Source organism: Pseudomonas sp. NPDC087804 (assembly GCF_044742965.1).
GTDB lineage: Bacteria > Pseudomonadota > Gammaproteobacteria > Pseudomonadales > Pseudomonadaceae > Aquipseudomonas > Aquipseudomonas rustica.
The window spans coordinates 16,090-36,838 of record NZ_JBIUVN010000004.1 but is presented as its reverse complement, the minus strand read 5'-3'; the positions used below and the strand labels follow the sequence as shown (position 1 = coordinate 36,838).

Sequence of the window (20,749 nt, the reverse complement as noted above, 5' to 3'; positions counted from 1 at the left end):
CCCTCGATGGTTTCCAGGTAAATCTTGCGACAACACAGCCTTTGAATGATGCAAAGGGTGTTGCGAAGGCCACTTACTCTGACCGAACCAACCTGCAAATTGATCAGGATCTTCACCCCGGGCCCAGAACCTTTGCCCTTGATGTGTTGCCTGCCCTCCTAAGTACCTACCTGCCAGCCCAAGCGCGCCAACTTATCAGCGCTTCAAACTGGCTGCTTTGTTCCAGTCGGGTTCTTCGTTCGACCAATGGTGGTCGTCGTCACTGGAACGTTTTAACGTTGCACGGTTCTTATCCGTGTCATTTGTAGGAACACCTAATAACTATGTCTACTCAAATCCATACTCAGGATGCCATTCGCACCCTAACCAACGCTTTTGCTCCGATGAACTGCCTGATCATGGCCGCTCGCAAAGGCTGCTTCAGCTTCACACTGGTCAACGAACACGGTATCGCCCGCCACAGCGAGCGTCTGTACCCCGATCAGTACTCCAGCGCTGAACCGCTGCAGGCCGTGATCGATCGTACCCGTCAGGCACTGGTTGCCTGAAAGCCGAAAAGGCTGCAAAAGCAAAAGCCCCGCACAAAATGCGGGGCTTTTTATTGCCCGATGTTTCGCTTTTATCCCTCAGCGGCTAAGCACCATCGGATATAACGAATATTCCGCGCAGCCGGAAATATTTTAAAAACAGGCCTTTACGTCGCGAATATGACACTACACTTCAACTCAAGCGGCGTGATCCGCTTGCGGCGAGCCTGAACCGATCCACAGCTGCCAAGCCCCCCTTCAGGACTCGCCATTAATAACAAGAACCGAGGGATTTATGGGTATCGCTGCCAGCGAACTGTGCCGCTATGTGATCCGTCCTACGTTGATCTACCTGGGACGCCACTGCGCAACTGCCGAAGCCCTGTTGCTGGGCATCGCCGCCAGCCAGTCAGCCCTGGGTTCTGCCCTGCATGACCGCCGTGGCCACGGCCTCTACCGCATTGCCGAGCATCGTCATCAAGCCCTTTGGGATGATTACCTGGCACTCGATCCCGAGCGCGCAAGCCTGGTTCGCGGCCTCGCCAGTCAACACGCTTTTCTCAGTGGCCCACACCTGGAATTAACCGTCAATCTGCGTTACGCCACCGCCATCGCCTGGCTGCTGGTAGAAGAACAAAACCCCACCCTCCCCGACCCGGCTGATTTACTCGGAATGGCGCGCATCTGGCGTCAGACGTTTCAGCCTCAGGGTCGTCTGCGCGATTTCACCTACGCCTGGCAGACCTGTATTTCACCGATGAATCAGGTCGCTTGTTGACCCACCGGTTTCGCAAGATCGTGTAACGGGTCGCGAATCTGGTCGGATTGTCCTACAAAACCGCTCTAACTCAAGGCATACGGACTATAGCGCCGGAGCGAAAATGTTGGTAATTTTCGCCCCGGTGATCACCAGGAGTTCTAATAATGAAAAAAGTAATGCTCAAAACCACCCTTAGCCTCGCCGTTACCATGGCATCCACCCAGATTTTCGCAGCTGGCTTTGCCATCAACGAACACAGCATCAGCGGGATGGGGACTGGGTACGCCGGGCGATCTTCTTCTGCCGACGACGCAAGCACTGTTTATGGCAACCCTGCCGGCATGTCGCGCCTCACGCGCGAACAAGTCACTGGTGGTGTTGCATTTCTCGACGCAAAAACCGATATCAGCGACGCCAGCTCCAGCCCTAACGGCGGCAGCAACAAAGGCGACATGGTGCCCTTCACCTCCGTACCTATGGGCTTCTACGTCAAACCAATCGATGATCATTGGGCATTCGGCCTCGGCGTTTACGTGCCGTTCGGCCTGATCACCGATTACGAAAACGGCTTTGCCGGCCGTTACTTCGGCAGCAAGTCCGAAGTACAAGTCATCACCTTCCAGCCAACCGTGAGCTACAAGTTCAACGACGTGGTGTCGATCGGCTTCGGTCCGACCATCAACCGTATCGACGGCTCGCTGGAATCCAACCTGTCGATCACTCAGGCCGCGCCAGATGGTAAGGTCAAGATCAAGGGTGACGACACCGCACTGGGCTACAACATCGGCGTGCTGGTTCAAGCCACCGACACTACGCGTCTGGGCATGACCTACCACTCGAAAGTCGACTACAAGCTCGAAGGCAACACCAAGGTCAACTACGGTGTGCTCGGTCTGATCGGCGCGAACCCGAACCAGAAGTACGACGCTTCGCTGAAGATCACTACGCCTGAATCCCTGGACTTCTCGGTGACCCAGGCGATCAACGATCAGTGGAATGTCTACGCCGGTTCGACCTTCACCCGCTGGAGCCAGCTGAAGAAAATCACCGTCGAGAACTCGGGCGTGCAGCCTGCACTGGCCGGTCAGTTCGGTGAAATCACCGAAGACCAGAACTGGCACGACTCCTGGGCTTACGCCGTGGGTACTTCGTATCAGTTGAACAAGGAATGGGTACTGCGTACCGGTCTGACCTTCGACCAGTCGCCGACCAACAACGTCGACCGTTCGCCACGTATTCCGACTGGCGACCGTACGATTTTCAGCATCGGTGCTGGCTGGAGCCCGACCGAAGACCTGACCATCGACGTGGCCTACTCTTATCTGAAAGAAGAGTCGATCAAGATCCGCAACGAAAACGATCGTGGCCAGACCTACGACGCCAAGTATGAAAACTCGGCAAACGGTTTCGGTGTTGGCGCGACTTATCGCTTCTGATGCTGCCGGGCGAGGCTAACCCCTCACCCACTGAAAAGCCCCGCTCTCTTTACAGAAAGCGGGGCTTTTTTGTGCCTGCGAGCAAAACTTTGTAGGAGCTGCGGCACGCTGCGATCTTTTGATTTTGACCTTTAAGATCAAAAGATCGCAGCGTGCCGCAGCTCCTACAGGGTTCGGGCGAACCCGCTGAAGGTCATGGTTTGAGGGGTTTCGAGGCGATGGCTTTTTCGATCGCTGCAATAAACTCCGGATCATCCGGTTTGGTCAGGCTAGAGAAATTGGCGATCACCTTGCCGTGACGATCAACCACATATTTGTAGAAATTCCACTTCGGCGCGCTGCTCTGCGCGGCCAGCACCTGGAACATATGCGTAGCGTCATCGCCACGGACTTTCTGTGGTTCGGTCATGGCGAACGTCACGCCGTAGTTGGCGTAGCAGACCTTGGCGGTCTCAGCGCTGTCCTTGGACTCCTGCTTGAAGTCATTGGACGGCACGCCGAGCATTTCCAGCCCCTGCCCTTCATAGCGTTTGTGCAGCGCCTCAAGGCCTTCGAACTGCGGCGCGAAACCGCAGAAACTGGCGGTGTTGACCACCACCAGCGGCTTGTCCGCGTATTGTTTGCACAGGTCGATGGAATCCTTGGCGCGCAATTTGGGCAGCGAGCCTTGCAGCAATTCGGGACAGTCAGCGGCCTGGGCGAGGCCAGTCAACGCCATCAGCAACGCGGGAACAGCACACCAGCGCATCAGCATGTCGTACATCCTTGAGAAGTCGTCAGACTTCGACGTTACTCGCCACGCCTGCTTCTAGCAAATGCTCATGCCCAGTTGCATCAACGCCAGACCGCCCTGATGCCAGCCCCACCACACCAGCGCCAACAATGCGGCGCCGAGTGCGGCAAAGAGGATACGTGGCCAGAATCGGCTCATGCGGCGCCCGCTGCGGCTTGCAGGCGGGCCACCGGACGCTCGCGCACCGGCCAGTTCAGTGCGGCCGCCAACAGACTCAACAGAATCGCCACTTGCCAGATCAAGTCATAACTCCCGGTTCGGTCATACACCACCCCGCCCAGCCAGCCGCCGAGGAACGAGCCGAGCTGATGGAACAGGAACACGATGCCGCCGAGCATGGACAGATTGCGCACACCAAACAAGGTCGCCACCGTACCGTTGGTCAACGGCACCGTCGACAGCCATAAGAAGCCCATCGCCATGCCGAACAGATAGGCCGAGGTGGTCGTCACCGGCATCCAGAGGAACAGCACGATCACCACCGCGCGCAACAGATACAGCCCCGTGAGCAAACGCGGTTTCGACATGCGCCCGCCAAGCCAACCAGCCGTGTAAGTGCCGAAGATGTTGAACAGCCCGATCAGCGCCAGCACCGTAGTACCGACGCTGGCCGGCAGATGCTGATCGACCAGATACGCCGGCAGATGCACGCCGATAAACACCACCTGAAAACCACAGACAAAAAAGCCGAACGCCAGCAACCAGAAACCCGAATGCGAACAGGCTTCACGCAGCGCTTCGGAGAGCGTTTGCTCATGACCCAGCAGCGGCAACGGTTTGTCCTTGAGCATGCTCACCAGCGGCACGATCAGCGCCACCAGCAGGCCCAACACCAGCAGCGCCGCCGACCAACCGAGCCAGCCGATCAGGCCGAGGGTACCGGGCAACATCGCGAACTGGCCGAACGAACCGGCAGCACTGGCGATGCCCATGCCCATGCTGCGTTTCTCCGGCGGCACTGCACGGCCGACGACGCCGAGGATGACCGAGAACGAGGTACCGGACAGGCCGATGCCGATCAGCAAACCAGCGCTCAGCGACAGCGTCACCGCCGAATCCGACAAGCCCATGCAGATCAGGCCCGCGGCATAGAGCACGCCGCCGACCAGCACCACTTTCGCCGCGCCGAAACGGTCAGCCAGCGCGCCGGTGAATGGCTGCGCCAAACCCCAGATCAGGTTCTGCAAAGCGATGGCGAAGGCGAATACCTCGCGGCCCCAGCCAAACTGCGCGCTCATCGGCGACAGAAACAGACCGAAGCCGTGCCGCACGCCCAATGACAACGCAAGAATCAGCGCACTGCCGACCAACACCCAACCGCACGTACGCCACATCGATGTCATTATTATTCTCCAGTCGCGGGTATATACCCGCTTGAGATCGGAAAAACCGGCGATTACGCCAGTTCGTCCAGCAATTTGAGCAGGGTTTCACGCTTCTCGGCACCCAGTCGATCGATCAATCGCTGCTGCGCCGCCTCCCAGGCCGGCAGTGCATCTGTCAGACGTTGCGCACCGACTTCCGTGAGCCGGACGATGCGGTTACGCATGTCTTCGCCCTCGGCCAGCGCCACCAGGCCTTCACCTTCGAGCACGCGCAGATTGCGCCCGAGGGTGCTGCGATCCAGCCCCATGGCTTCGGCGAGTTCCGAGATGCTCGGTTGATCGAGACGTTGCAGGTTGCACAGCAAAGAATACTGCGCAACGTTGATCCCGAAGCCGTCGAGAGCGCCGTCGTAATGCCTGCTGACGCCACGCGCGGCGCGACGCAGGTTGGTGCACAAACACTGAGAGGTAAGCATGATGCGTGTATATACCCGCGACTGTGTTAAATCAAGTTACAGATGAGTTTACCCTGAACATTTGTGGTGCCTGGAAAATTGCTATCGCGAGCAGGCTCACTCCTACAGTTGACCGCGCTCCCCTGTAGGAGTGAGCCTGCTCGCGATGGGGTCGGCATGAACGATAAAAATCTATCAGGCCAGCGCCAATCCCACCAACACCCCCACCTCCAACAACTCCAACAACGCCCCCGCCGTATCGCCCGTCGTCCCGCCCAACCGCCGCATCATCACCCGCCGCAGCCAGACAAACACCCCGACAGAAATCACCACCGCAACAACGGCGCTGAACCCGGCAATCAGCACACAGACCAACGCACTGAGGCCCAGCACCCTCCACCCGGCCCGACGCGGCAAATGATCTGCCAATGCCTGCCCCAACCCACCCGCGCGCACATACGGCGTGGTCAGAAACAACGCCAGCAACGCCGCCCGCCCCAGCACCGGCACGATGATCAACACCAGCCCATGCCCTTGCTCGATCAACGCCAGCAACGCGGCAAACTTGAGCAGCAACACCAGCACCAGCGTGACCACGGCAATCGGCCCGCTGCGCGGATCTTTCATGATCGTCAGCGTGCGCTCGCGATCACCAAACCCACCGAGCCAGGCATCCGCGCTATCGGCCAGACCATCAAGATGCAGCGCGCCGCTGAGCAACACCCAAACCGTCAGCAGCAACGCCGCATGCAGCAACAACGGCGCCCCCGCCAATGCCAGATTCAGCGCCCACAGGATCACACCAAACAACAATCCCACCAGCGGATAAAACAGCAGCGAACGCCCAAGCTGTTCCGGCTCAGGCATCCCCGGCAGACGAATCGGCAGGCTGCTGAGAAATTGCAGGGCGATCCACAGCGGCAACATGTCAGTGACCTTCCTTGAGTAAACCGTCGGCCTCGACCGTCAGCGCAAACAGCGCGCCATGCCCCACTTCAACATTGAGCAATTGCTCACGCGGCAAGCCTCGCGCCTGCGCCAACAATAAACGCATGACGCCACCATGGCTGATCAGCAAAATCCGCTCACCGGCATATGCGCTGTGCAGCCCAGCCACTGCCGCCAACACTCGCGTGGAAAAGTCGCTGACCGGTTCACCCTGTGGTGGCGTGAATGAATACGGATCGGCCCAAAACAGGCCCAACGCACCAGCATCCGTCTCCATCAACCCCGCCGCGCTCTGCCCTTCCCACGCGCCAAAATGCAGCTCCTGCAGATCCTTATCGAGATGCACCGGCAGATTCAACTGCTCACCCAGCTCCGCCGCGAACCGCGCGCAACGCTGCAACGGCGAGCTGACCAAACGATCCCAAGGCCCGCCCTCGATCACCGCCGCACGCATCTGCGTCCAGCCTTTTTCGGTCAGCGCATCATCAAGACTGCCGCGCAAGCCGCCACCCAATTCGGTTTCACCGTGACGCAGCAGATCAAGGCGCAAGGTCATGCCGGGCGATCCGCCACCGCCGCTTCGGCGAATGTCGCCATCTGCCCGTGCAGGTCGCAGGCCAGACGCAACAGGGGCACCGCCAGCGCCGCACCGCTGCCTTCGCCCAGACGCAGACCGAGTTCCAGCAATGGCTCGGCGCCGAGGGTTTCCAGCACATGACGATGGCCTGGTTCAGCACCGCGATGACCGAACAGCAGCCACTCGCGACACGCCGGATTCAGGCGTACCGCGACCAGCGCCGCGACCGTGCAGATAAAGCCGTCGACCAGCACCGCAACGCCTTCCTGCGCGCACGCCAGATACGCGCCAACCAGCGCCGCGATTTCAAAGCCACCGAGATTGAACAGCGTCTGCAATGCATCACCGCGCTGGGCTGCGTGCAACGCCAGTGCGCGTTCGATCACTTGGGCTTTATGGCTGACCCCTTCGGCATTCAACCCGGTGCCGGGGCCCGTCAGGTGCACCACCGGGCAATCGAGCAAAGCACAGGCCAGCGCACTGGCGGCCGTGGTGTTGCCGATGCCCATTTCGCCGCCGATGAACAACTGCGCGCCGGCCGCTCTCGCTCGCAGCACGCTGTCACGACCAGCCTGCAGCGCGAGTTCGCCTTGGGCTTGGGTCATCGCCGCGCCCTGAACGAAATTTGCCGTGCCCGGGCCGATATTCAAGTGACGCACACCCGCCAGGTTCAGCGCGGGATTAACCGTGCCCAGATCGACCACTTCCAGCTGCGCGCCGAGCTGACGCGCCAGCACGCTGATCGCCGCGCCGCCGCTGACGAAGTTAAGCAGCATCTGCCCGGTGACTTCCTGCGGGAACGCCGAAACACCTTCAGCAACCACGCCGTGGTCGCCGGCAAAAATCGCGATCCAGATCTCTTTCAGCGTCGGTTTGACCTGGCCTTGCAGACCGGCCAGTTGCACCGCCACTGCTTCCAGTTGCCCCAGCGAACCGGCCGGTTTGGTCAGTTGCTGTTGGCGCGCCGCAGCTTGTTCAACGATATCGGCGTTCACCGGTTTGCACGGGTTCAGCCACCAGGTTTGGGTCATAGCGCAGATCCTTTCAGAGTCAGGGGCAGGCCGGCGACGGTCAGGACAACACGCTGACAGCGCTCAGCCAGAGCTTGATGCAGCCAACCGGCTTCATCGACGTAGCGGCGAGTCAATTCGCCCAGCGGCACGACACCCATTCCGGTCTCGTTGCTGACAAAAATGATTTCCCCCGGCAGCGTGGCCAGGCAGTTGAGCAAGGCTTCGCGTTCGGCGGCGAGGCGTTCGGCGTCGTCGAGCATCAGCAGATTGGTCAGCCACAGGGTCAGGCAATCGACCAGCAGGCAACGCTCGGCGCGGGCAGATTCGCGCAGGACGCGGGCCAGTTCCAGGGGCTCTTCGATGAGCGCCCATTCGGCTGGGCGACGGGCGCGGTGGTGGGCAACGCGATCGCTCATTTCGCCATCGAGCGGTTGGCTGGTGGCGATGTAGGTGACCGCAAGATTACTTTCGCTGGCGAGTTTTTCCGCCAGACGGCTTTTGCCGGAGCGGGCGCCGCCGAGGATTAGTTGGAGCATGGGTTTATCCAAGGAAAATGTTTAGTGAGACAACCGCCGCCTTCGCGAGCAGGCTCGCTCCCACAGGGTTATGAGTTGTACTCAATATGCATGGCTAACCGCATTCACTGTGGGAGCGAGCCTGCTCGCGAATAGGCCGGCACAGGCAGCTCAAATCCCACAGAGACGACGCAACAGATCGGTATCCAAATGCTTCTCGACCAAATCCGCCAAGCGCTCGATATCGCGTTCGCGCAAGCCGTGATAATCCACTTCCTGCACATCGCTCAAACCGGCCCAACGCAGCAACGCCGCACTCGCCGCCGGTGATTCGAACAAGCCATGCAGATATGTGCCAAACACCTGCCCATCAACGCTCTGCGCACCGTCGCAACGCCCATCATCCAGATGCACCGCGGCATTCTCCAGCGCCGCCCCGGTCGTCACCCCAGCATGAATTTCATAGCCACTGACTTCGGCATTTTCCAACGCCAAACGCCCACGCACATTGCGCAATTGCTTCTCGGCTTCAAGCGTCGTTGCAAACGCCAGCAAAGCCAGACCGGCACTCGAACCGGGCGCGCCTTCGAGACCGAGCGGATCATGCACCTGTTCACCGAGCATCTGCAGACCACCACAAATCCCCAGCACTTTGCCGCCGTAACGCAAATGCCGACTGATCGCCGTGTCCCAGCCATTGGCGCGCAGATACGCCAGATCGCTGCGCACGCTTTTCGAGCCCGGCAGGATGATCAGATCGGCCGCAGGAATCGCCTGCCCTGGCCCGACAAATTGCAGGTCGACCTGCGGATGCAAACGCAGCGGATCAAAATCGGTGTGGTTGCTGATGCGCGGCAGCACCGGCACCAGCACTTTCAGCACTTGTTCAGCCTTGTCGGTCTGGCGCTGATCGATACCGTCCTCGGCTTCCAGATGCAGATCCATCACATACGGCAACACGCCCACCACCGGTTTGCCGGTGCGCTCCTCCAGCCAATCAAGGCCCGGTTGCAGCAAGGCGATGTCGCCGCGAAAACGGTTGATGATGAAGCCTTTGACCCGCGCCTGTTCGCTCGGCGAGAGCAACTCCAGCGTGCCGACCAGATGAGCAAAAACCCCGCCGCGATTGATGTCGGCAATCAGCAGCACCGGGCAATCCACCGCTTCGGCGAAGCCCATGTTGGCAATGTCGCCGGCACGCAGATTGATCTCGGCCGGCGAGCCCGCGCCCTCAACCATCACCAGCGGATACGCGGCGCTGAGTCGCTCGTGAGAAGCCAAAACCGCTTTCATCGCGATGGCTTTGTAGTCGTGATAGGCCACCGCGTTCATCGACGTGACCGCACGACCATGAATAATCACTTGCGCGCCGGTGTCGCTGTTCGGTTTGAGCAGCACCGGGTTCATGTCGGTGTGCGGTTCGAGGAACGCCGCTTGCGCCTGCACCGCTTGCGCACGACCGATCTCGCCACCGTCCGCCGTCACGGCGCTGTTGAGCGCCATGTTCTGCGGCTTGAACGGCACAACCGCGACGCCTTGACGCGTCGCCCAGCGGCACAGCGCCGTCACCAGCGTGCTTTTACCGGCGTCGGATGTGGTGCCCTGCACCATCAGGGTGGTCATGGTTTGTCCTTGGTGAAAGCGATTAAAGCCTGTTCGAGACGCGCCTCTTCCGCCGCGTTGGCAGGCAAGCCGAAACGCAGGCTGCTGTTGTGGGTGAAGAGGCGCAGAAGAATGCCGCGTCGGGCCATGAATTCGTACAGCGTTTGCGCTTGATCAGTGATCAGCCACTGAAACAACGCGCAGCCGCCCTGCGGTTTGAAGCCGTAGCGTTCAAGCAGCGTCGCCAGCCGTTCGCTCGCTTCATCGCTGCGAATGCGCTGGCGTGTGTGGTTTTCAGTGTCTTGCAGACAGGCTTGACCGAGCACCCGCGTCGGCCCGCTGACGACCCACGGGCCGACCTGTTCGGCGAGCAACCGAAGCAATTTGCGCTCAGCCAATACGAAGCCCAAACGCACACCGGCCAAGCCGAAAAACTTGCCGAACGAACGCAACACGATCAGTCCGACCTGATGCGCGTGCGCCGCCAGGCTCAACTGCGGCGTGTTGTCCATGAACGCTTCATCGACCACCAGCCAGCCGCCGCGCTGCGCCAATCGCGCATGCCAATCGAGCAACTTAGCCGGAGTCAGGCTCAGGCCGGTTGGATTGTTCGGATTGACCACCACCAGCACGTCGAGGTTGTCCAGATAGAACTCGACTTCCTGCTCCTGCACTTCGCGCACGATGTAACCGTTGCGGCGCCAGGCTTCAGCGTGTTCGGCATAGCACGGCGACAGCACGCCGACCTTGCCGGCTCGACGCAAACGCGGCAGCAACTGAATGGCCATCTGCGAACCGGCCACCGGCAGCACCTGATTTGCTCCGTAGTAATCGCACGCCGCTTGCTCCAGACCGTCGTCGGTTTCCGGCAAACGGGCCCAGGCACGCAAGGGGATTTCCGGGATCGGAAATGGCCACGGCGCGAGACCGCTGGACAGGTCGAGCCAGTCGGCTTCGGCGATACCGTAATCGAGTGCAGCCTTGCGCAGCCGGCCACCGTGCTCAAGCATAGAATTCAGCCCCCACGCAGAGAATCAGCAACCATAACCATACCCCGCGCTGCACCAATTGCCAGCCACGGTCGATGGAGTCGGCGTCGGCGGGAGCGCCTTCGCCCAGTTGCGGACGCTCGTGCAGTTCGCCGTGGTAAATCGCCGGGCCGCCCAGTTCCACACCGAGCGCACCTGCGCCTGCAGCCATTACCGGGCCGGCGTTGGGGCTATCCCATTTCGGCGCCTGTGTGCGCCAGCACTTCAAGGCCAGTCGGGTTTTGCCGAGCAACGCGTAGGTCAATGCCACCAGACGCGCAGGAATGTAGTTCAACACGTCGTCGATTTTTGCCGCCGCCCAGCCGAAACGTTCGAAACGTTCGTTGCGATAACCCCACATCGCGTCGAGCGTGTTGCTCAAGCGATAGAGCACCACGCCGGGCGCACCGGCCACGACAAACCAGAACAGCGCGGCGAACACCGCGTCGCTGCCGTTTTCCAGCACTGATTCGGTGGCGGCACGGGCGACCGCGGTGCTGTCGAGTTCATCGGTCTGCCGGCTGACCAGATAGCCGACTCGCGTGCGCGCTTCGTCCAGATCATCCGCGCGCAACGCCGCAGCGACCGGCGCGACATGCTCGCCGAGGCTGCGCATGCCGAGGGCGCAATACAGCGCGAGAATCTCGACGATCCAACCGACATAAGGCGCCCAGGAAAACGCCGTCGCCAGCAGTGTAAGCGGCAGCACGGCGATCACCCACGCGGTGACGCCATGACTGCGCCAGCCGCGCCCTTCACCGTTGAAACGTTGCTCGATGCGCCCGGCGAAATTGCCGAACGCCACCAGCGGATGCCAGCGTTTCGGTTCACCGAGCAGCGCATCCAGCGCAACCGCGGCGACACTCAACAACGCCACACTCATTGACTCACTCCCCAATAATTTTCATACAGCAACTCATTCAGCGGCCGCGCCTGCGCCCACCCTTCGAGTACCAGCATCGGCGCCGGATAGAATTCCTTGACCGGGCCCAGACACAAAACCGCCAGCGGCTTGGCGCCTGCCGGCAGTTTCAACAAATCCGCCAGCGCTTGCGGTTCGAACAGCGAGACCCAGCCCATGCCCAAGCCTTCTGCGCGCGAGGCCAGCCACAGATTCTGAATCGCGCAGGACAACGAGGCCATGTCCATTTCCGGCAGCGTGCGGCGACCGAAGATGTGTTTTTCGCGATCATCCATCAGCGCCGCGACCAACACTTCGGCGCAGTCGTTGATGCCTTCGACTTTGAGCTTCATGAACTCGTCGCTGCGCTCGCCGAGGGCTTCGGCGGTGCGGATGCGTTCTTCTTCGACGAGGTGCTGGATTTGGCTGCGCAGGGTTCGGTCGCTGATGCGGATGAAGCGCCAGGGCTGCATCAGGCCGACGCTTGGGGCTTGGTGGGCGGCTTCCAGAAGTCGGCGCAGCAGATCAGGTTCGACGGTGCCGCCGGTGAAGTGGCGCATGTCGCGGCGTTCGGCTATTGCCCGATACACCGCTTCGCGTTCGGCATCAGAAAATGCGTTGTCTGTCATGGCCCTTTCGCGAGCAGGCTCGCTCCCACAGGGGATCCGGTTTCTTCAGGCAATGCATCAGCTAGCCTGCCACCATCCTCAGGAGATTGAATTTCTTCTGGAAGCACATTGGCCACTGTGGGAGCGAGCCTGCTCGCGAAGGCGCCCTCAGGATCAGGCAGAAAAAGTGCAGCAACAGCCACGGGATTCGACGGAAAATAAAAGTGTACATAGGAAGCCGTCATCCGCCCCTCACGATAAACCGCCTCAGCCCCACGCCCACCATTGGGGCTCAACCCCCGGGCAATCGGCGTCAGTTCAGTCGTGGTCAACGAATGATGATACGTGTGCCCACGCAACGAGCCTTCCGGCAGATCCACCGCTTGCAACGCCAACGCGGCCAGACGCTTTTGCATCACCGCGTCGCCCTTGAGCAACCCGACCAGCTCAGCGCGAGTGCCTTCAACATCCGTCAACGAATCGAGCAAATACAACATCCCGCCACACTCAGCGAGCAACGGTTTCCCCGCCGCATGATGCGCACGGATCGCCGCAACCATCGCGGTGTTCTGCGACAGCGCGACGTGATGCAATTCCGGATAACCACCGGGCAAATACAGACTGTCCGCCTCAGGCAATTGCGTATCGCGGATCGGCGAGAAGAAGCTCAACTCGGCGCCCATCGCACGTAACAGATCCAGACTCGCGCCATAAGTGAAGGCAAACGCCTCATCACGGGCGACGGCAATGCGCACATTTTTCAGCAACGGCTCGACAGCAATTACATCAGGCGCGGCAAATTCCACGGCCGGTGGCAGCGCTACCTCGCAGCTGCTAGCCAGCGCTTCGGCGGCGGCGTCGAGACGCACATCGAGGTCATTCAATTCGCTGGCCTGCACCAGACCAAGATGCCGGCTCGGCAGTTCGATACCGGTCTCGCGCGACAACGCGCCGTACCAACGCAAACCTTCAGTGAGACTGCCTTCGAGCAACTGCGCATGGCGCAAGGTGCCGACACGATTAGCCAACACGCCAGCAAACGGCAGGTCCGGCTGATACTTGGCCAAGCCCAGCGCCAGCGCACCAAAGGTCTGCGCCATCGCTGTGCCGTCGATCACGCCGAGCACCGGCACACCAAAATGCCGCGCGAGATCAGCGCTGGACGGCGTGCCATCAAACAGCCCCATCACGCCTTCGATCAAAATCAGATCCGCCTCGGCGGCGGCTTCCCACAACAGCCGACGACTTTCCTGCTCGCCGACCATCCACATGTCCAGTTGATACACCGGCGCACCGCTGGCGCGCTCGAGAATCATCGGGTCGAGAAAGTCCGGCCCGCATTTGAACACGCGCACCTTGCGCCCCTGATTGCGATGCAAACGGGCGAGCGCGGCGGTGACGGTGGTCTTGCCCTGACCGGAGGCCGGCGCGGCGATGAGTACCGCCGGGCAGTGACGTGGTTGATTCAAAGTTCGACGCCTTTCTGCGCTTTGATGCCGGCCTGGAAGGCGTGTTTGAGCATGCCCATTTCGGTGACCGTGTCGCCCATTTCGATCATTTCCGGCTTGGCCGCGCGACCGGTGACGATTACGTGCTGCATCGGCGGACGTGCCTGCAAATCGCTGAGCACCTGATCGAGATCGAGGTAGCCGTGTTTGAGGGCGATGTTCAGTTCATCAAGCACCACCAGACCGATCGACGGATCGCGCAGCAGTTCGCGGGACACGGCCCACGCAGCTTCGGCGGCGGCGATGTCGCGCTGACGATCCTGGGTTTCCCAGGTGAAGCCCTCGCCCATCACGTGGAAGCGCACTTGTTCGGGGAAGCGGCGGAAAAACAACTCTTCACCGGTACTGTTGCGGCCCTTGATGAACTGCACCACGCCGCACTGCATGCCGTGGCCCATGGCGCGGGCGAGCATGCCGAACGCCGAGCTGCTTTTGCCTTTGCCATTGCCGGTGAGCACCAGCACCAGGCCGCACTCGTCGGGGGAGTTGGCGATGCGTTCGTCGATCACGGCTTTTTTGCGCTGCATACGCGCCAGATGGCGTTCGTCGCGCTCGGGGGAATCAGTCATGGGGGAGCTCTCCGTTGAGGCTGGATAACGGCGGGCAGGCACAAGAATAGACGGCAAAAAGCCTGGCATCGCCCACCGTGATGCCGCTGGATGGATCAGGCCGGTCTCCGGGCTCATGAGCGGCATTGGCCTGGCTGCGCGCCTTCCCGCTTCTGTCGAGGCAGTGGCTCATGGCGCAGCTTTTACTCATTTACCGTTGCGGGGGCAGCGCCGGGATCGTGATCGTTCTTCGCTTGAAGACAACCCTCACCGGCTTCCCTGTTTCACTCTGTCGACGCGGGTCACAGAGCACCTGAAACAAGCCGCGAAGGTTAGAGGGTTGGGGGTGGAGCGTCAATTAAAGAGGGGGCTGACGGACGATTATCTGCCGTTGATCAATTATCGGCCGGCAATCTTGTGCAAGGCTGTTACAAATGATATCAAAGAGCCATGCTTTTCCATAAAAGCAACTCACAAGAATAAGGATGATGACGATGCAAGGCATGATCATCAGCAACCCGCGCCTGGAATTCCTGCGCCCGATGCTTGAACGCTGGTTTGACTGTATCGACCGTTACAACGCCGTGCGCGGCGACAGTGACACGCCGTACTGGCATGACGAGAAAGCCAATCTCGGCGTGCTGACCGCGGCGGCGTGGATGGCCGAACTGGTCACCCTCAACGACACCGCGACACGCAAGCAGAACGAAGACGGCGAGCGCAATGCCTGCGCCGACCTGTTCATCGCAGGGCCCGAAGACCGCGCTTACCTTCAGGCCACGCAGCGCTGGCCGCGAGTGAACAACCTCAACCTCACGCAAGCACTTCTCGACATCACCAGCGACGCCAAACGCATCAGCTTCGCCAGCGACCTCAAGCTCGGCTGCCTGTTCGTCGCCCCGCAAAAAGCCCAGCAGAGTGCCAGCCCCGAAGAACTGCAGGACATGGTCGACGACTTGCAAAAGGAACATACCTGCGCGGTCGCTTGGTATTTCCCCTACGCCTACCGCAAATTGCGCAGCGAGGCCGGCAACTATCACCCCGGCATCGCCGTGCTGTTCAAAGAGGCTCGCGGCTGAGGTTGAACCATCGGGCTTGCGCCCTCCTCTATGATTAAGAACGCATTCATAGGGAAGATCAGTCATGCGCAAGCCCCAGCTCGTTTTTGTCATCGCTCTGGCCGGAGGGCTCGCCGCGTGTGGTGAAACCTCCAGCCTGCAAGTCTCCGACGGCACCGGCCCTTCGCCGAAACTGCCCGAACCGAACAAAACTCTGATCCCCACTGTGAACATCGCCCCGGCGATTGGCTGGCCCGAAGGTGGCAAACCGACAGCGGCGGCCGGTACGCAAGTCGCAGCGTTTGCCGAAGGCCTCGATCATCCGCGCTGGATGTACGTGCTGCCCAACGGTGATGTGCTGGTGGCGGAAACCAACGCCCCGCCGAAACCGGACGACAGCAAAGGCATTAAAGGCTGGGTGATGAAGAAAGTCATGGGCAAGGCCGGCGCCGGCGTACCGAGCCCGAATCGCATCACTTTGCTGCGCGACGCTGACCACGATGGCGTCGCCGAAACGCGCACGGTGTTTTTGCAGAACCTCAATTCGCCGTTTGGCATGACACTGGTTGGCAATGACTTGTACGTCGCTGACACCGATCGTTTGCTGCGCTTCAACTACGAGCCCGGCGCGACCGAGATCAAATCGCAGCCGATCAAAGTGACTGACTTGCCCGGCGGCACGCTGAACCATCACTGGACGAAAAATGTTATTGCCAACAAGGACGGCAGCAAGCTGTACGTCACCGTCGGCTCGAACAGCAATGTCGGCGAAAATGGTCTGGATCAAGAAGAAGGCCGCGCGGCGATCTGGGAAGTGGATCGCGCGACCGGCAATCACCGGATCTTCGCTTCAGGCATCCGCAACCCCAATGGCTTGGCGTGGGAGCCTACCAGCGGCGCGCTGTGGACGGCGGTGAATGAGCGTGACGAGATTGGCAGCGATCTGGTGCCGGACTACATCACGTCGGTAAAGGACGGCGGTTTCTATGGCTGGCCGTTCAGTTATTACGGCCAGCATGTCGATGTGCGGGTGAATCCGCAGAATCTGGATCTGGTGGCCAAAGCCATCGCCCCGGATTACGCGGTTGGCCCGCACACCGCTTCTTTGGGCCTGACCTTCGCCGAAGGCAACACTTTGCCGGCGCAGTTCAAGGAAGGCGCGTTTATCGGCCAGCACGGCTCGTGGAACCGCAAACCGCACAGTGGTTATAAAGTGATCTTTGTGCCGTTTACTGGTGGCAAACCGAGTGGAACGCCGGTGGATGTGTTGACCGGTTTTCTCGACAAAGATGAGAACGCGCTGGGTCGCCCGGTGGGCGTGGTGATCGATCAGCAAGGTGGCTTGCTGGTGGCGGATGATGTGGGCAACAAGGTTTGGCGAGTGTCTTCTACCAAATAATTTTTGCCTGACCTAAAACAACTGTAGGAGTGAGCCTGCTCGCGATAGCGTCGTATCAGTCGACATCTTCTTTGACTGAACGAACGTTATCGCGAGCAGGCTCACTCCTACATTATTGGGTTTTGTGTTGGCGTTATTACGGGTTACGCGCCAGATGCTCTGGCTGCAACACCCGCTTCGCGCTCAGATAAGCCTTCTGCCAATACGCCTTCGACAGGCTGTCCAGCTTCACCGTGCCACCCGTGGCCGGCGCATGCACGAAGCGTCCTTCGCCAACGTAAATCCCCGCATGACTGACCTGCGAACCACCATTGGTGGCGAAGAAGATCAGGTCGCCGGTCTGCAAGCCTTCCTTACCGACATTCGGTGCCTGCATCACGATCAGGTCGCGCGTGGTGCGTGGCAGGTTGATGCCCGCCGCGTCGCGGTAAACAAAGCCGATCAGGCCACTGCAATCAAATCCCGAATCCGGCGTATTGCCGCCCCAGCGATACGGCGTGCCAACGAGGCCGAGCGCGCGAAACAGCACGTCTTCAGCAGCAGGCGAAAAAGATTCTGAGGGGGCGAACACGATCGGGGCGCGAACCACCGGCGCAGGGGGCGGTGTGCGACTGGCGCAAGCGCTGAGCAGCGCTGCGAAGGCGATCAAAACGAGGCGGGCCGACGTGGTCATAAGCAGAACATCCTGATCTGGCTGCGGCTAATTCTGCCGATTGGGCAGAAAACAAAACCGCCTGCGTACGCACGCAGGCGGTTTGCCATCAATATAGATTCAGGATTCTAGCGGCTACGCGGCAAACTTCAAGTAAGACTTTAACTTCACCTTGTAAAGTATAGGTCTACTCCCTTGCCGGGAACCGTTTTGTCGCCGCGAACGCGGCGACAACGGGGGGAATTACTTGCGAGCGGTGACCACGGTCGGGGCCATGGCGAGTGCACGCTTGGCTTCGATGAAGGTCTTGCTCCAGTAGCTGTCACCGAGGTTGTCGATGCGAACACCGCCGCTACGACGACTGCTGGAGTGAATGAACTGGTTATCGCCCAGGTAGATCCCGGCGTGACTGACACGACCGCGACGACCATTGGTGGCGAAGAACAGCAGATCGCCCGGTTCCAGATCGCTACGCGAGACCAGTGGTGCGTCTACGTTGATCATTTCGCGGGTGGAGCGCGGCAGATTCATGCCGGCTTCTTCGCGGAACAGGTAACCGATGAAACCGCTGCAGTCGAAACCGGCTTCAGAGGTACCGCCGAAACGGTAACGGGTACCGATCAGGGACATGCCGCGTTCGAGAATGCTGTCGGCCAGAACCGGCAATTCATACGGCTTGCTGCCGCTGAAGTCTGCGAGTTCTTTTTCGGTAGCCAACTCTTCCTGATAAATAACGGAAGACTGAGCAGTGGAAGAATTTTTAACCTGTTGAGGCTGCTCTTGAACTGGAGAATGAGCAGCGCAACCGTACAACAGGGTGACGAGTGCGAGAGGCACGAGGGGTGCGAAGCGCTTTAGCATGGGCACGACCGTGGCTGATAGTTGTAAAGAAGCCGAGACTATGCCCGCTATCAACCTCATTTGCAAATTCAATCGATCTTTTTGTGACTTCTCGGTTTCTCGTTTACATCTAAGCGCTTAAGCCCATTTCACTCGTTACGCGGCCTGCACCCGGTGCAGGAAAGCGCTTTTTCTGACGCCTGAAATATGCCGAAACGCGCTCAAAGCCGCAGAGACACAGGGCTGGCTACCAACCGAGAGTTTCTTTAAGGAAGGGAATTGTCAGCTTGCGCTGAGCTTGCAGCGAGGCCTGATCGAGCTGTTCGAGCAAATCAAACAACGCGCTCATGCTGCGGGTACCGCGAGTCAGAATGAAATGCCCGACTTCATCGGTCAGGTGCAGACCGCGACGTGACGCGCGCAATTGCAGGGCACGCAACTTGTCTTCATCGGAGAGGGGGCGCATCTGGAAAATCAGCGCCAGGGTCAGGCGCGATTTGAGATCGGCCAGTTTGACCGGCAATTCACGTGGCGAGGTCGCCGCCGCAATCAACAACCGTCGACCGCTGTCACGCAAGCGGTTGAACAGATGAAACATCGCCTCTTCCCAGTCAGCCTTGCCGGCAATCACCTGCAAATCATCCAGGCAAACCAGCTCGTACTGTTCAAGGTTGTCGAGGATTTCCACACCGCGATCCATCAACTCGGCCAACGGCAGGTACACCGCCGGTTCACCCATCTGCTCAAAACGCAAGCACGCAGCCTGCAACAGATGCGTACGCCCTACCCCGTGCTTGCCCCAAAGATAAATCAGGCTTTCGGTCCAGCCGGCGTCGGCTTCGCATAGGCGCTCGACATAGCCGAGTGCAGCGGCATTGGCGCCTGGGTAGTAGTTGATAAAGGTGGCGTCGTCACGCAGACGCACACCTAGGGGCAGCTGAATCGGTTTCATGCTGACTGAACAGTTCTCAAGGAACCGTTAGTGGCCTCTGTGTAAAGTTTGCGAAGTTTATACCCGTGAGGCGGAGCGCACAATGCAGCAGACCCCAAGCAAAATCAAAGGTTTGCGTTAACACACTGGTTTTATGACAGTTTCTCTGACGCAATCACCTGCATGACACGGGCCAACCCGGCGCACCGCCGGGCTGTCCGTCGTGATTACAACTCCGGCTCATCAACTCCGCTGTACATATCAGAGTCTTTATACAAATCGTGCATATGGCGCACCAAGACCATGATCACCGCCGCCACGGGCAGCGCCAGCAGCACACCGGTAAAACCAAACAGCTCGCCACCGGCCAGAATCGCGAAGATCACCGCCACCGGGTGCAGGCCGATGCGGTCGCCGACCAGCAACGGTGTCAACACCATGCCTTCCAGCGCCTGACCGACCATGAACACCGCAACGATGCCAACCATCGGGTACAGATCGCCACCAAATTGGAACAACCCGGCAATCAGCGCCGCACCGATACCAATCACGAATCCCATATAAGGCACGATCGCCGCCAGACCCGCGATCAGGCCGATCAACAGCCCCAACTCCAGACCGACGATCATCAGGCCCGCCGCATAGATCACGCCCAGAGCGAGCATCACCAGTAACTGACCACGCACAAACGCGCCCAGCACCTCATGACATTCACCGGCCAACGCTACCACGCGCTCTTCGCGATCACGTGGCAGCAGGCTGCGGATCTTGGCCATCATCACGTCCCAGTCGCGCAGCAAGTAGAAACTCACCACCGGGATCAGCACCAGATTCGCCAGCAGGCCGATCAACGCCAGACTCGACGCCGTGGCCTGACTCAGCACCACACTGACGATGTCGGTGGTCTGTCCCATGTGTTCGCTGATGGCCGCTTTGACCTTGTCGAACTTCCAGAAACCGTCCGACAGCCCAAGCTTCGCCTGCGCCCACGGCAGCGCCGTGTGTTGCAGCCAGTCGAGCATTTGCGGCGCCAGTTCGTACAAACGCAGCAACTGCTTGGCGAGCATCGGTACCAGCACCAGCAACAGCGTCGTGACGATCAGGGTGAACAAAGCAAACACCGCGATCACGCCCCACGTACGCGACAGCCCAAGCTTCTCCAAGCGATCCACCAGCGGATCGAACAGATACGCGAGCAGCAGCGCCACCAGAAACGGCGTGAGGATCGGGTGCAGCAACCATACAAACGCGCAAAGCAGGACAACCCCACCGAGCCAGAACCAACGCCGCGTATCGGCCATGAACCACTCCTGCTTCTATATAAG

Annotated in this window: 23 protein-coding genes and 1 riboswitch; of the genes, 5 read left to right on the top strand and 18 right to left on the bottom strand. The window is 60.0% G+C overall.

Annotated features, from left to right (window positions below; translation table 11 throughout):
- Window positions 1-323 precede the first annotated feature (323 nt).
- From ACIOMO_RS10075 to ACIOMO_RS10065, 3 genes are all read left to right on the top strand, one after another.
- Window positions 324-548, top strand: coding sequence for a hypothetical protein (locus ACIOMO_RS10075; RefSeq protein ID WP_003214941.1), 225 nt, complete (start codon window positions 324-326; stop codon window positions 546-548).
- A gap of 274 nt (window positions 549-822) precedes the next feature.
- On the top strand, window positions 823-1,305 hold the full coding sequence (locus ACIOMO_RS10070) for a hypothetical protein (protein ID WP_401240351.1): 483 nt from the start codon (window positions 823-825) through the stop codon (window positions 1,303-1,305).
- Between the two features lie 146 nt (window positions 1,306-1,451).
- Window positions 1,452-2,723 (top strand): OmpP1/FadL family transporter, encoded by a 1,272-nt coding sequence (locus tag ACIOMO_RS10065; RefSeq protein WP_053118570.1) that lies wholly within the window; start codon window positions 1,452-1,454, stop codon window positions 2,721-2,723.
- 193 nt (window positions 2,724-2,916) lie between these two features.
- Here the strand turns inward: ACIOMO_RS10065 and ACIOMO_RS10060 are convergent, their stop codons facing one another.
- The 14 genes from ACIOMO_RS10060 to cobO form a co-directional block, all read right to left on the bottom strand.
- Window positions 2,917-3,477 (bottom strand): glutathione peroxidase, encoded by a 561-nt coding sequence (locus ACIOMO_RS10060; protein ID WP_401240348.1) that lies wholly within the window; start codon window positions 3,475-3,477, stop codon window positions 2,917-2,919.
- Between the two features lie 54 nt (window positions 3,478-3,531).
- A complete protein-coding gene (locus ACIOMO_RS10055; protein ID WP_256218825.1) occupies window positions 3,532-3,654 on the bottom strand; it encodes a hypothetical protein in 123 nt (40 codons plus the stop codon).
- Window positions 3,651-4,859, bottom strand: coding sequence for an MFS transporter (locus tag ACIOMO_RS10050; RefSeq protein ID WP_401240345.1), 1,209 nt, complete (start codon window positions 4,857-4,859; stop codon window positions 3,651-3,653). The genes ACIOMO_RS10055 and ACIOMO_RS10050 overlap by 4 nt, the downstream gene beginning before the upstream one ends.
- A 53-nt stretch (window positions 4,860-4,912) precedes the next feature.
- Entirely contained in the window at window positions 4,913-5,317 is a 405-nt protein-coding gene (locus ACIOMO_RS10045; protein ID WP_401240342.1) for a MarR family winged helix-turn-helix transcriptional regulator, read from the bottom strand.
- 174 nt (window positions 5,318-5,491) lie between these two features.
- Window positions 5,492-6,223 carry an adenosylcobinamide-GDP ribazoletransferase gene (locus ACIOMO_RS10040; RefSeq protein ID WP_401240339.1) on the bottom strand — a complete coding sequence of 244 codons (732 nt, stop codon included), beginning with the start codon at window positions 6,221-6,223 and terminating at the stop codon, window positions 5,492-5,494.
- Window position 6,224: 1 nt separating this feature from the next.
- Entirely contained in the window at window positions 6,225-6,800 is a 576-nt protein-coding gene (gene cobC, locus ACIOMO_RS10035) for an alpha-ribazole phosphatase family protein (RefSeq protein ID WP_401240336.1), read from the bottom strand.
- Window positions 6,797-7,852: a nicotinate-nucleotide--dimethylbenzimidazole phosphoribosyltransferase gene (cobT, locus tag ACIOMO_RS10030; protein WP_401240333.1), complete on the bottom strand. Its 1,056-nt coding sequence runs from the start codon at window positions 7,850-7,852 to the stop codon at window positions 6,797-6,799. Before cobT ends, cobC begins: the two co-directional genes overlap by 4 nt.
- On the bottom strand, window positions 7,849-8,370 hold the full coding sequence (gene cobU / locus ACIOMO_RS10025; protein WP_400753480.1) for a bifunctional adenosylcobinamide kinase/adenosylcobinamide-phosphate guanylyltransferase: 522 nt from the start codon (window positions 8,368-8,370) through the stop codon (window positions 7,849-7,851). The genes cobT and cobU overlap by 4 nt, the downstream gene beginning before the upstream one ends.
- A 150-nt stretch (window positions 8,371-8,520) precedes the next feature.
- The gene (locus tag ACIOMO_RS10020) at window positions 8,521-9,972 is read right to left on the bottom strand and encodes a cobyric acid synthase (RefSeq protein ID WP_401240330.1); all 1,452 of its coding nucleotides are present in this window, start codon (window positions 9,970-9,972) and stop codon (window positions 8,521-8,523) included.
- Entirely contained in the window at window positions 9,969-10,961 is a 993-nt protein-coding gene (gene cobD / locus ACIOMO_RS10015; protein ID WP_401240328.1) for a threonine-phosphate decarboxylase CobD, read from the bottom strand. The genes ACIOMO_RS10020 and cobD overlap by 4 nt, the downstream gene beginning before the upstream one ends.
- Window positions 10,954-11,862, bottom strand: a complete 909-nt coding sequence (gene cbiB / locus ACIOMO_RS10010) for an adenosylcobinamide-phosphate synthase CbiB (protein ID WP_401240325.1) — start codon at window positions 11,860-11,862, stop codon at window positions 10,954-10,956. The genes cobD and cbiB overlap by 8 nt, the downstream gene beginning before the upstream one ends.
- Window positions 11,859-12,509, bottom strand: coding sequence for a 5,6-dimethylbenzimidazole synthase (gene bluB / locus ACIOMO_RS10005; RefSeq protein WP_400753469.1), 651 nt, complete (start codon window positions 12,507-12,509; stop codon window positions 11,859-11,861). The genes cbiB and bluB overlap by 4 nt, the downstream gene beginning before the upstream one ends.
- Window positions 12,506-13,957: a cobyrinate a,c-diamide synthase gene (locus ACIOMO_RS10000; protein ID WP_401240320.1), complete on the bottom strand. Its 1,452-nt coding sequence runs from the start codon at window positions 13,955-13,957 to the stop codon at window positions 12,506-12,508. The genes bluB and ACIOMO_RS10000 overlap by 4 nt, the downstream gene beginning before the upstream one ends.
- On the bottom strand, window positions 13,954-14,565 hold the full coding sequence (gene cobO, locus ACIOMO_RS09995) for a cob(I)yrinic acid a,c-diamide adenosyltransferase (RefSeq protein WP_003223053.1): 612 nt from the start codon (window positions 14,563-14,565) through the stop codon (window positions 13,954-13,956). The genes ACIOMO_RS10000 and cobO overlap by 4 nt, the downstream gene beginning before the upstream one ends.
- 80 nt (window positions 14,566-14,645) lie before the next feature.
- Window positions 14,646-14,876, bottom strand: a riboswitch (cobalamin riboswitch).
- Window positions 14,877-15,038: 162 nt separating this feature from the next.
- On the opposite strand from cobO, the gene ACIOMO_RS09990 reads away from it, so the two are divergent.
- Window positions 15,039-15,623, top strand: coding sequence for a hypothetical protein (locus tag ACIOMO_RS09990; RefSeq protein ID WP_401240318.1), 585 nt, complete (start codon window positions 15,039-15,041; stop codon window positions 15,621-15,623).
- 64 nt (window positions 15,624-15,687) lie between these two features.
- A complete protein-coding gene (locus ACIOMO_RS09985) occupies window positions 15,688-17,001 on the top strand; it encodes a PQQ-dependent sugar dehydrogenase (protein ID WP_401240316.1) in 1,314 nt (437 codons plus the stop codon).
- A 136-nt stretch (window positions 17,002-17,137) separates the two neighbouring features.
- On the opposite strand, the gene ACIOMO_RS09980 is transcribed toward ACIOMO_RS09985, so the two are convergent.
- From ACIOMO_RS09980 to ACIOMO_RS09965, 4 genes are all read right to left on the bottom strand, one after another.
- Window positions 17,138-17,674, bottom strand: a complete 537-nt coding sequence (locus tag ACIOMO_RS09980) for a C40 family peptidase (protein WP_053118536.1) — start codon at window positions 17,672-17,674, stop codon at window positions 17,138-17,140.
- Between the two features lie 222 nt (window positions 17,675-17,896).
- Window positions 17,897-18,514 carry a C40 family peptidase gene (locus ACIOMO_RS09975; protein WP_053118534.1) on the bottom strand — a complete coding sequence of 206 codons (618 nt, stop codon included), beginning with the start codon at window positions 18,512-18,514 and terminating at the stop codon, window positions 17,897-17,899.
- Between the two features lie 226 nt (window positions 18,515-18,740).
- Window positions 18,741-19,445, bottom strand: coding sequence for a DnaA regulatory inactivator Hda (gene hda / locus ACIOMO_RS09970; protein WP_034156234.1), 705 nt, complete (start codon window positions 19,443-19,445; stop codon window positions 18,741-18,743).
- Between the two features lie 206 nt (window positions 19,446-19,651).
- Entirely contained in the window at window positions 19,652-20,725 is a 1,074-nt protein-coding gene (locus tag ACIOMO_RS09965) for an AI-2E family transporter (RefSeq protein WP_053118532.1), read from the bottom strand.
- Window positions 20,726-20,749 lie beyond the last annotated feature (24 nt).

Coding starts and splice junctions, on each gene's coding strand:
- ACIOMO_RS10065 (WP_053118570.1), top strand. CDS start 1,452: ATGAAAAAAGTAATGCTCAAAACCACCCTTAGCCTCGCCGTTACCATG.
- bluB (WP_400753469.1), bottom strand. CDS start 12,509: ATGACAGACAACGCATTTTCTGATGCCGAACGCGAAGCGGTGTATCGG.
- cobC (WP_401240336.1), bottom strand. CDS start 6,800: ATGACCTTGCGCCTTGATCTGCTGCGTCACGGTGAAACCGAATTGGGT.
- ACIOMO_RS10050 (WP_401240345.1), bottom strand. CDS start 4,859: ATGACATCGATGTGGCGTACGTGCGGTTGGGTGTTGGTCGGCAGTGCG.
- ACIOMO_RS09975 (WP_053118534.1), bottom strand. CDS start 18,514: ATGCTAAAGCGCTTCGCACCCCTCGTGCCTCTCGCACTCGTCACCCTG.
- ACIOMO_RS10040 (WP_401240339.1), bottom strand. CDS start 6,223: ATGTTGCCGCTGTGGATCGCCCTGCAATTTCTCAGCAGCCTGCCGATT.
- ACIOMO_RS09980 (WP_053118536.1), bottom strand. CDS start 17,674: ATGACCACGTCGGCCCGCCTCGTTTTGATCGCCTTCGCAGCGCTGCTC.
- ACIOMO_RS10045 (WP_401240342.1), bottom strand. CDS start 5,317: ATGCTTACCTCTCAGTGTTTGTGCACCAACCTGCGTCGCGCCGCGCGT.
- ACIOMO_RS10060 (WP_401240348.1), bottom strand. CDS start 3,477: ATGCTGATGCGCTGGTGTGCTGTTCCCGCGTTGCTGATGGCGTTGACT.
- ACIOMO_RS10070 (WP_401240351.1), top strand. CDS start 823: ATGGGTATCGCTGCCAGCGAACTGTGCCGCTATGTGATCCGTCCTACG.
- cobO (WP_003223053.1), bottom strand. CDS start 14,565: ATGACTGATTCCCCCGAGCGCGACGAACGCCATCTGGCGCGTATGCAG.
- ACIOMO_RS10075 (WP_003214941.1), top strand. CDS start 324: ATGTCTACTCAAATCCATACTCAGGATGCCATTCGCACCCTAACCAAC.
- ACIOMO_RS09985 (WP_401240316.1), top strand. CDS start 15,688: ATGCGCAAGCCCCAGCTCGTTTTTGTCATCGCTCTGGCCGGAGGGCTC.
- cobU (WP_400753480.1), bottom strand. CDS start 8,370: ATGCTCCAACTAATCCTCGGCGGCGCCCGCTCCGGCAAAAGCCGTCTG.
- hda (WP_034156234.1), bottom strand. CDS start 19,445: ATGAAACCGATTCAGCTGCCCCTAGGTGTGCGTCTGCGTGACGACGCC.
- ACIOMO_RS10020 (WP_401240330.1), bottom strand. CDS start 9,972: ATGACCACCCTGATGGTGCAGGGCACCACATCCGACGCCGGTAAAAGC.
- cbiB (WP_401240325.1), bottom strand. CDS start 11,862: ATGAGTGTGGCGTTGTTGAGTGTCGCCGCGGTTGCGCTGGATGCGCTG.
- cobT (WP_401240333.1), bottom strand. CDS start 7,852: ATGACCCAAACCTGGTGGCTGAACCCGTGCAAACCGGTGAACGCCGAT.
- ACIOMO_RS09965 (WP_053118532.1), bottom strand. CDS start 20,725: ATGGCCGATACGCGGCGTTGGTTCTGGCTCGGTGGGGTTGTCCTGCTT.
- ACIOMO_RS09990 (WP_401240318.1), top strand. CDS start 15,039: ATGCAAGGCATGATCATCAGCAACCCGCGCCTGGAATTCCTGCGCCCG.
- ACIOMO_RS10055 (WP_256218825.1), bottom strand. CDS start 3,654: ATGAGCCGATTCTGGCCACGTATCCTCTTTGCCGCACTCGGCGCCGCA.
- cobD (WP_401240328.1), bottom strand. CDS start 10,961: ATGCTTGAGCACGGTGGCCGGCTGCGCAAGGCTGCACTCGATTACGGT.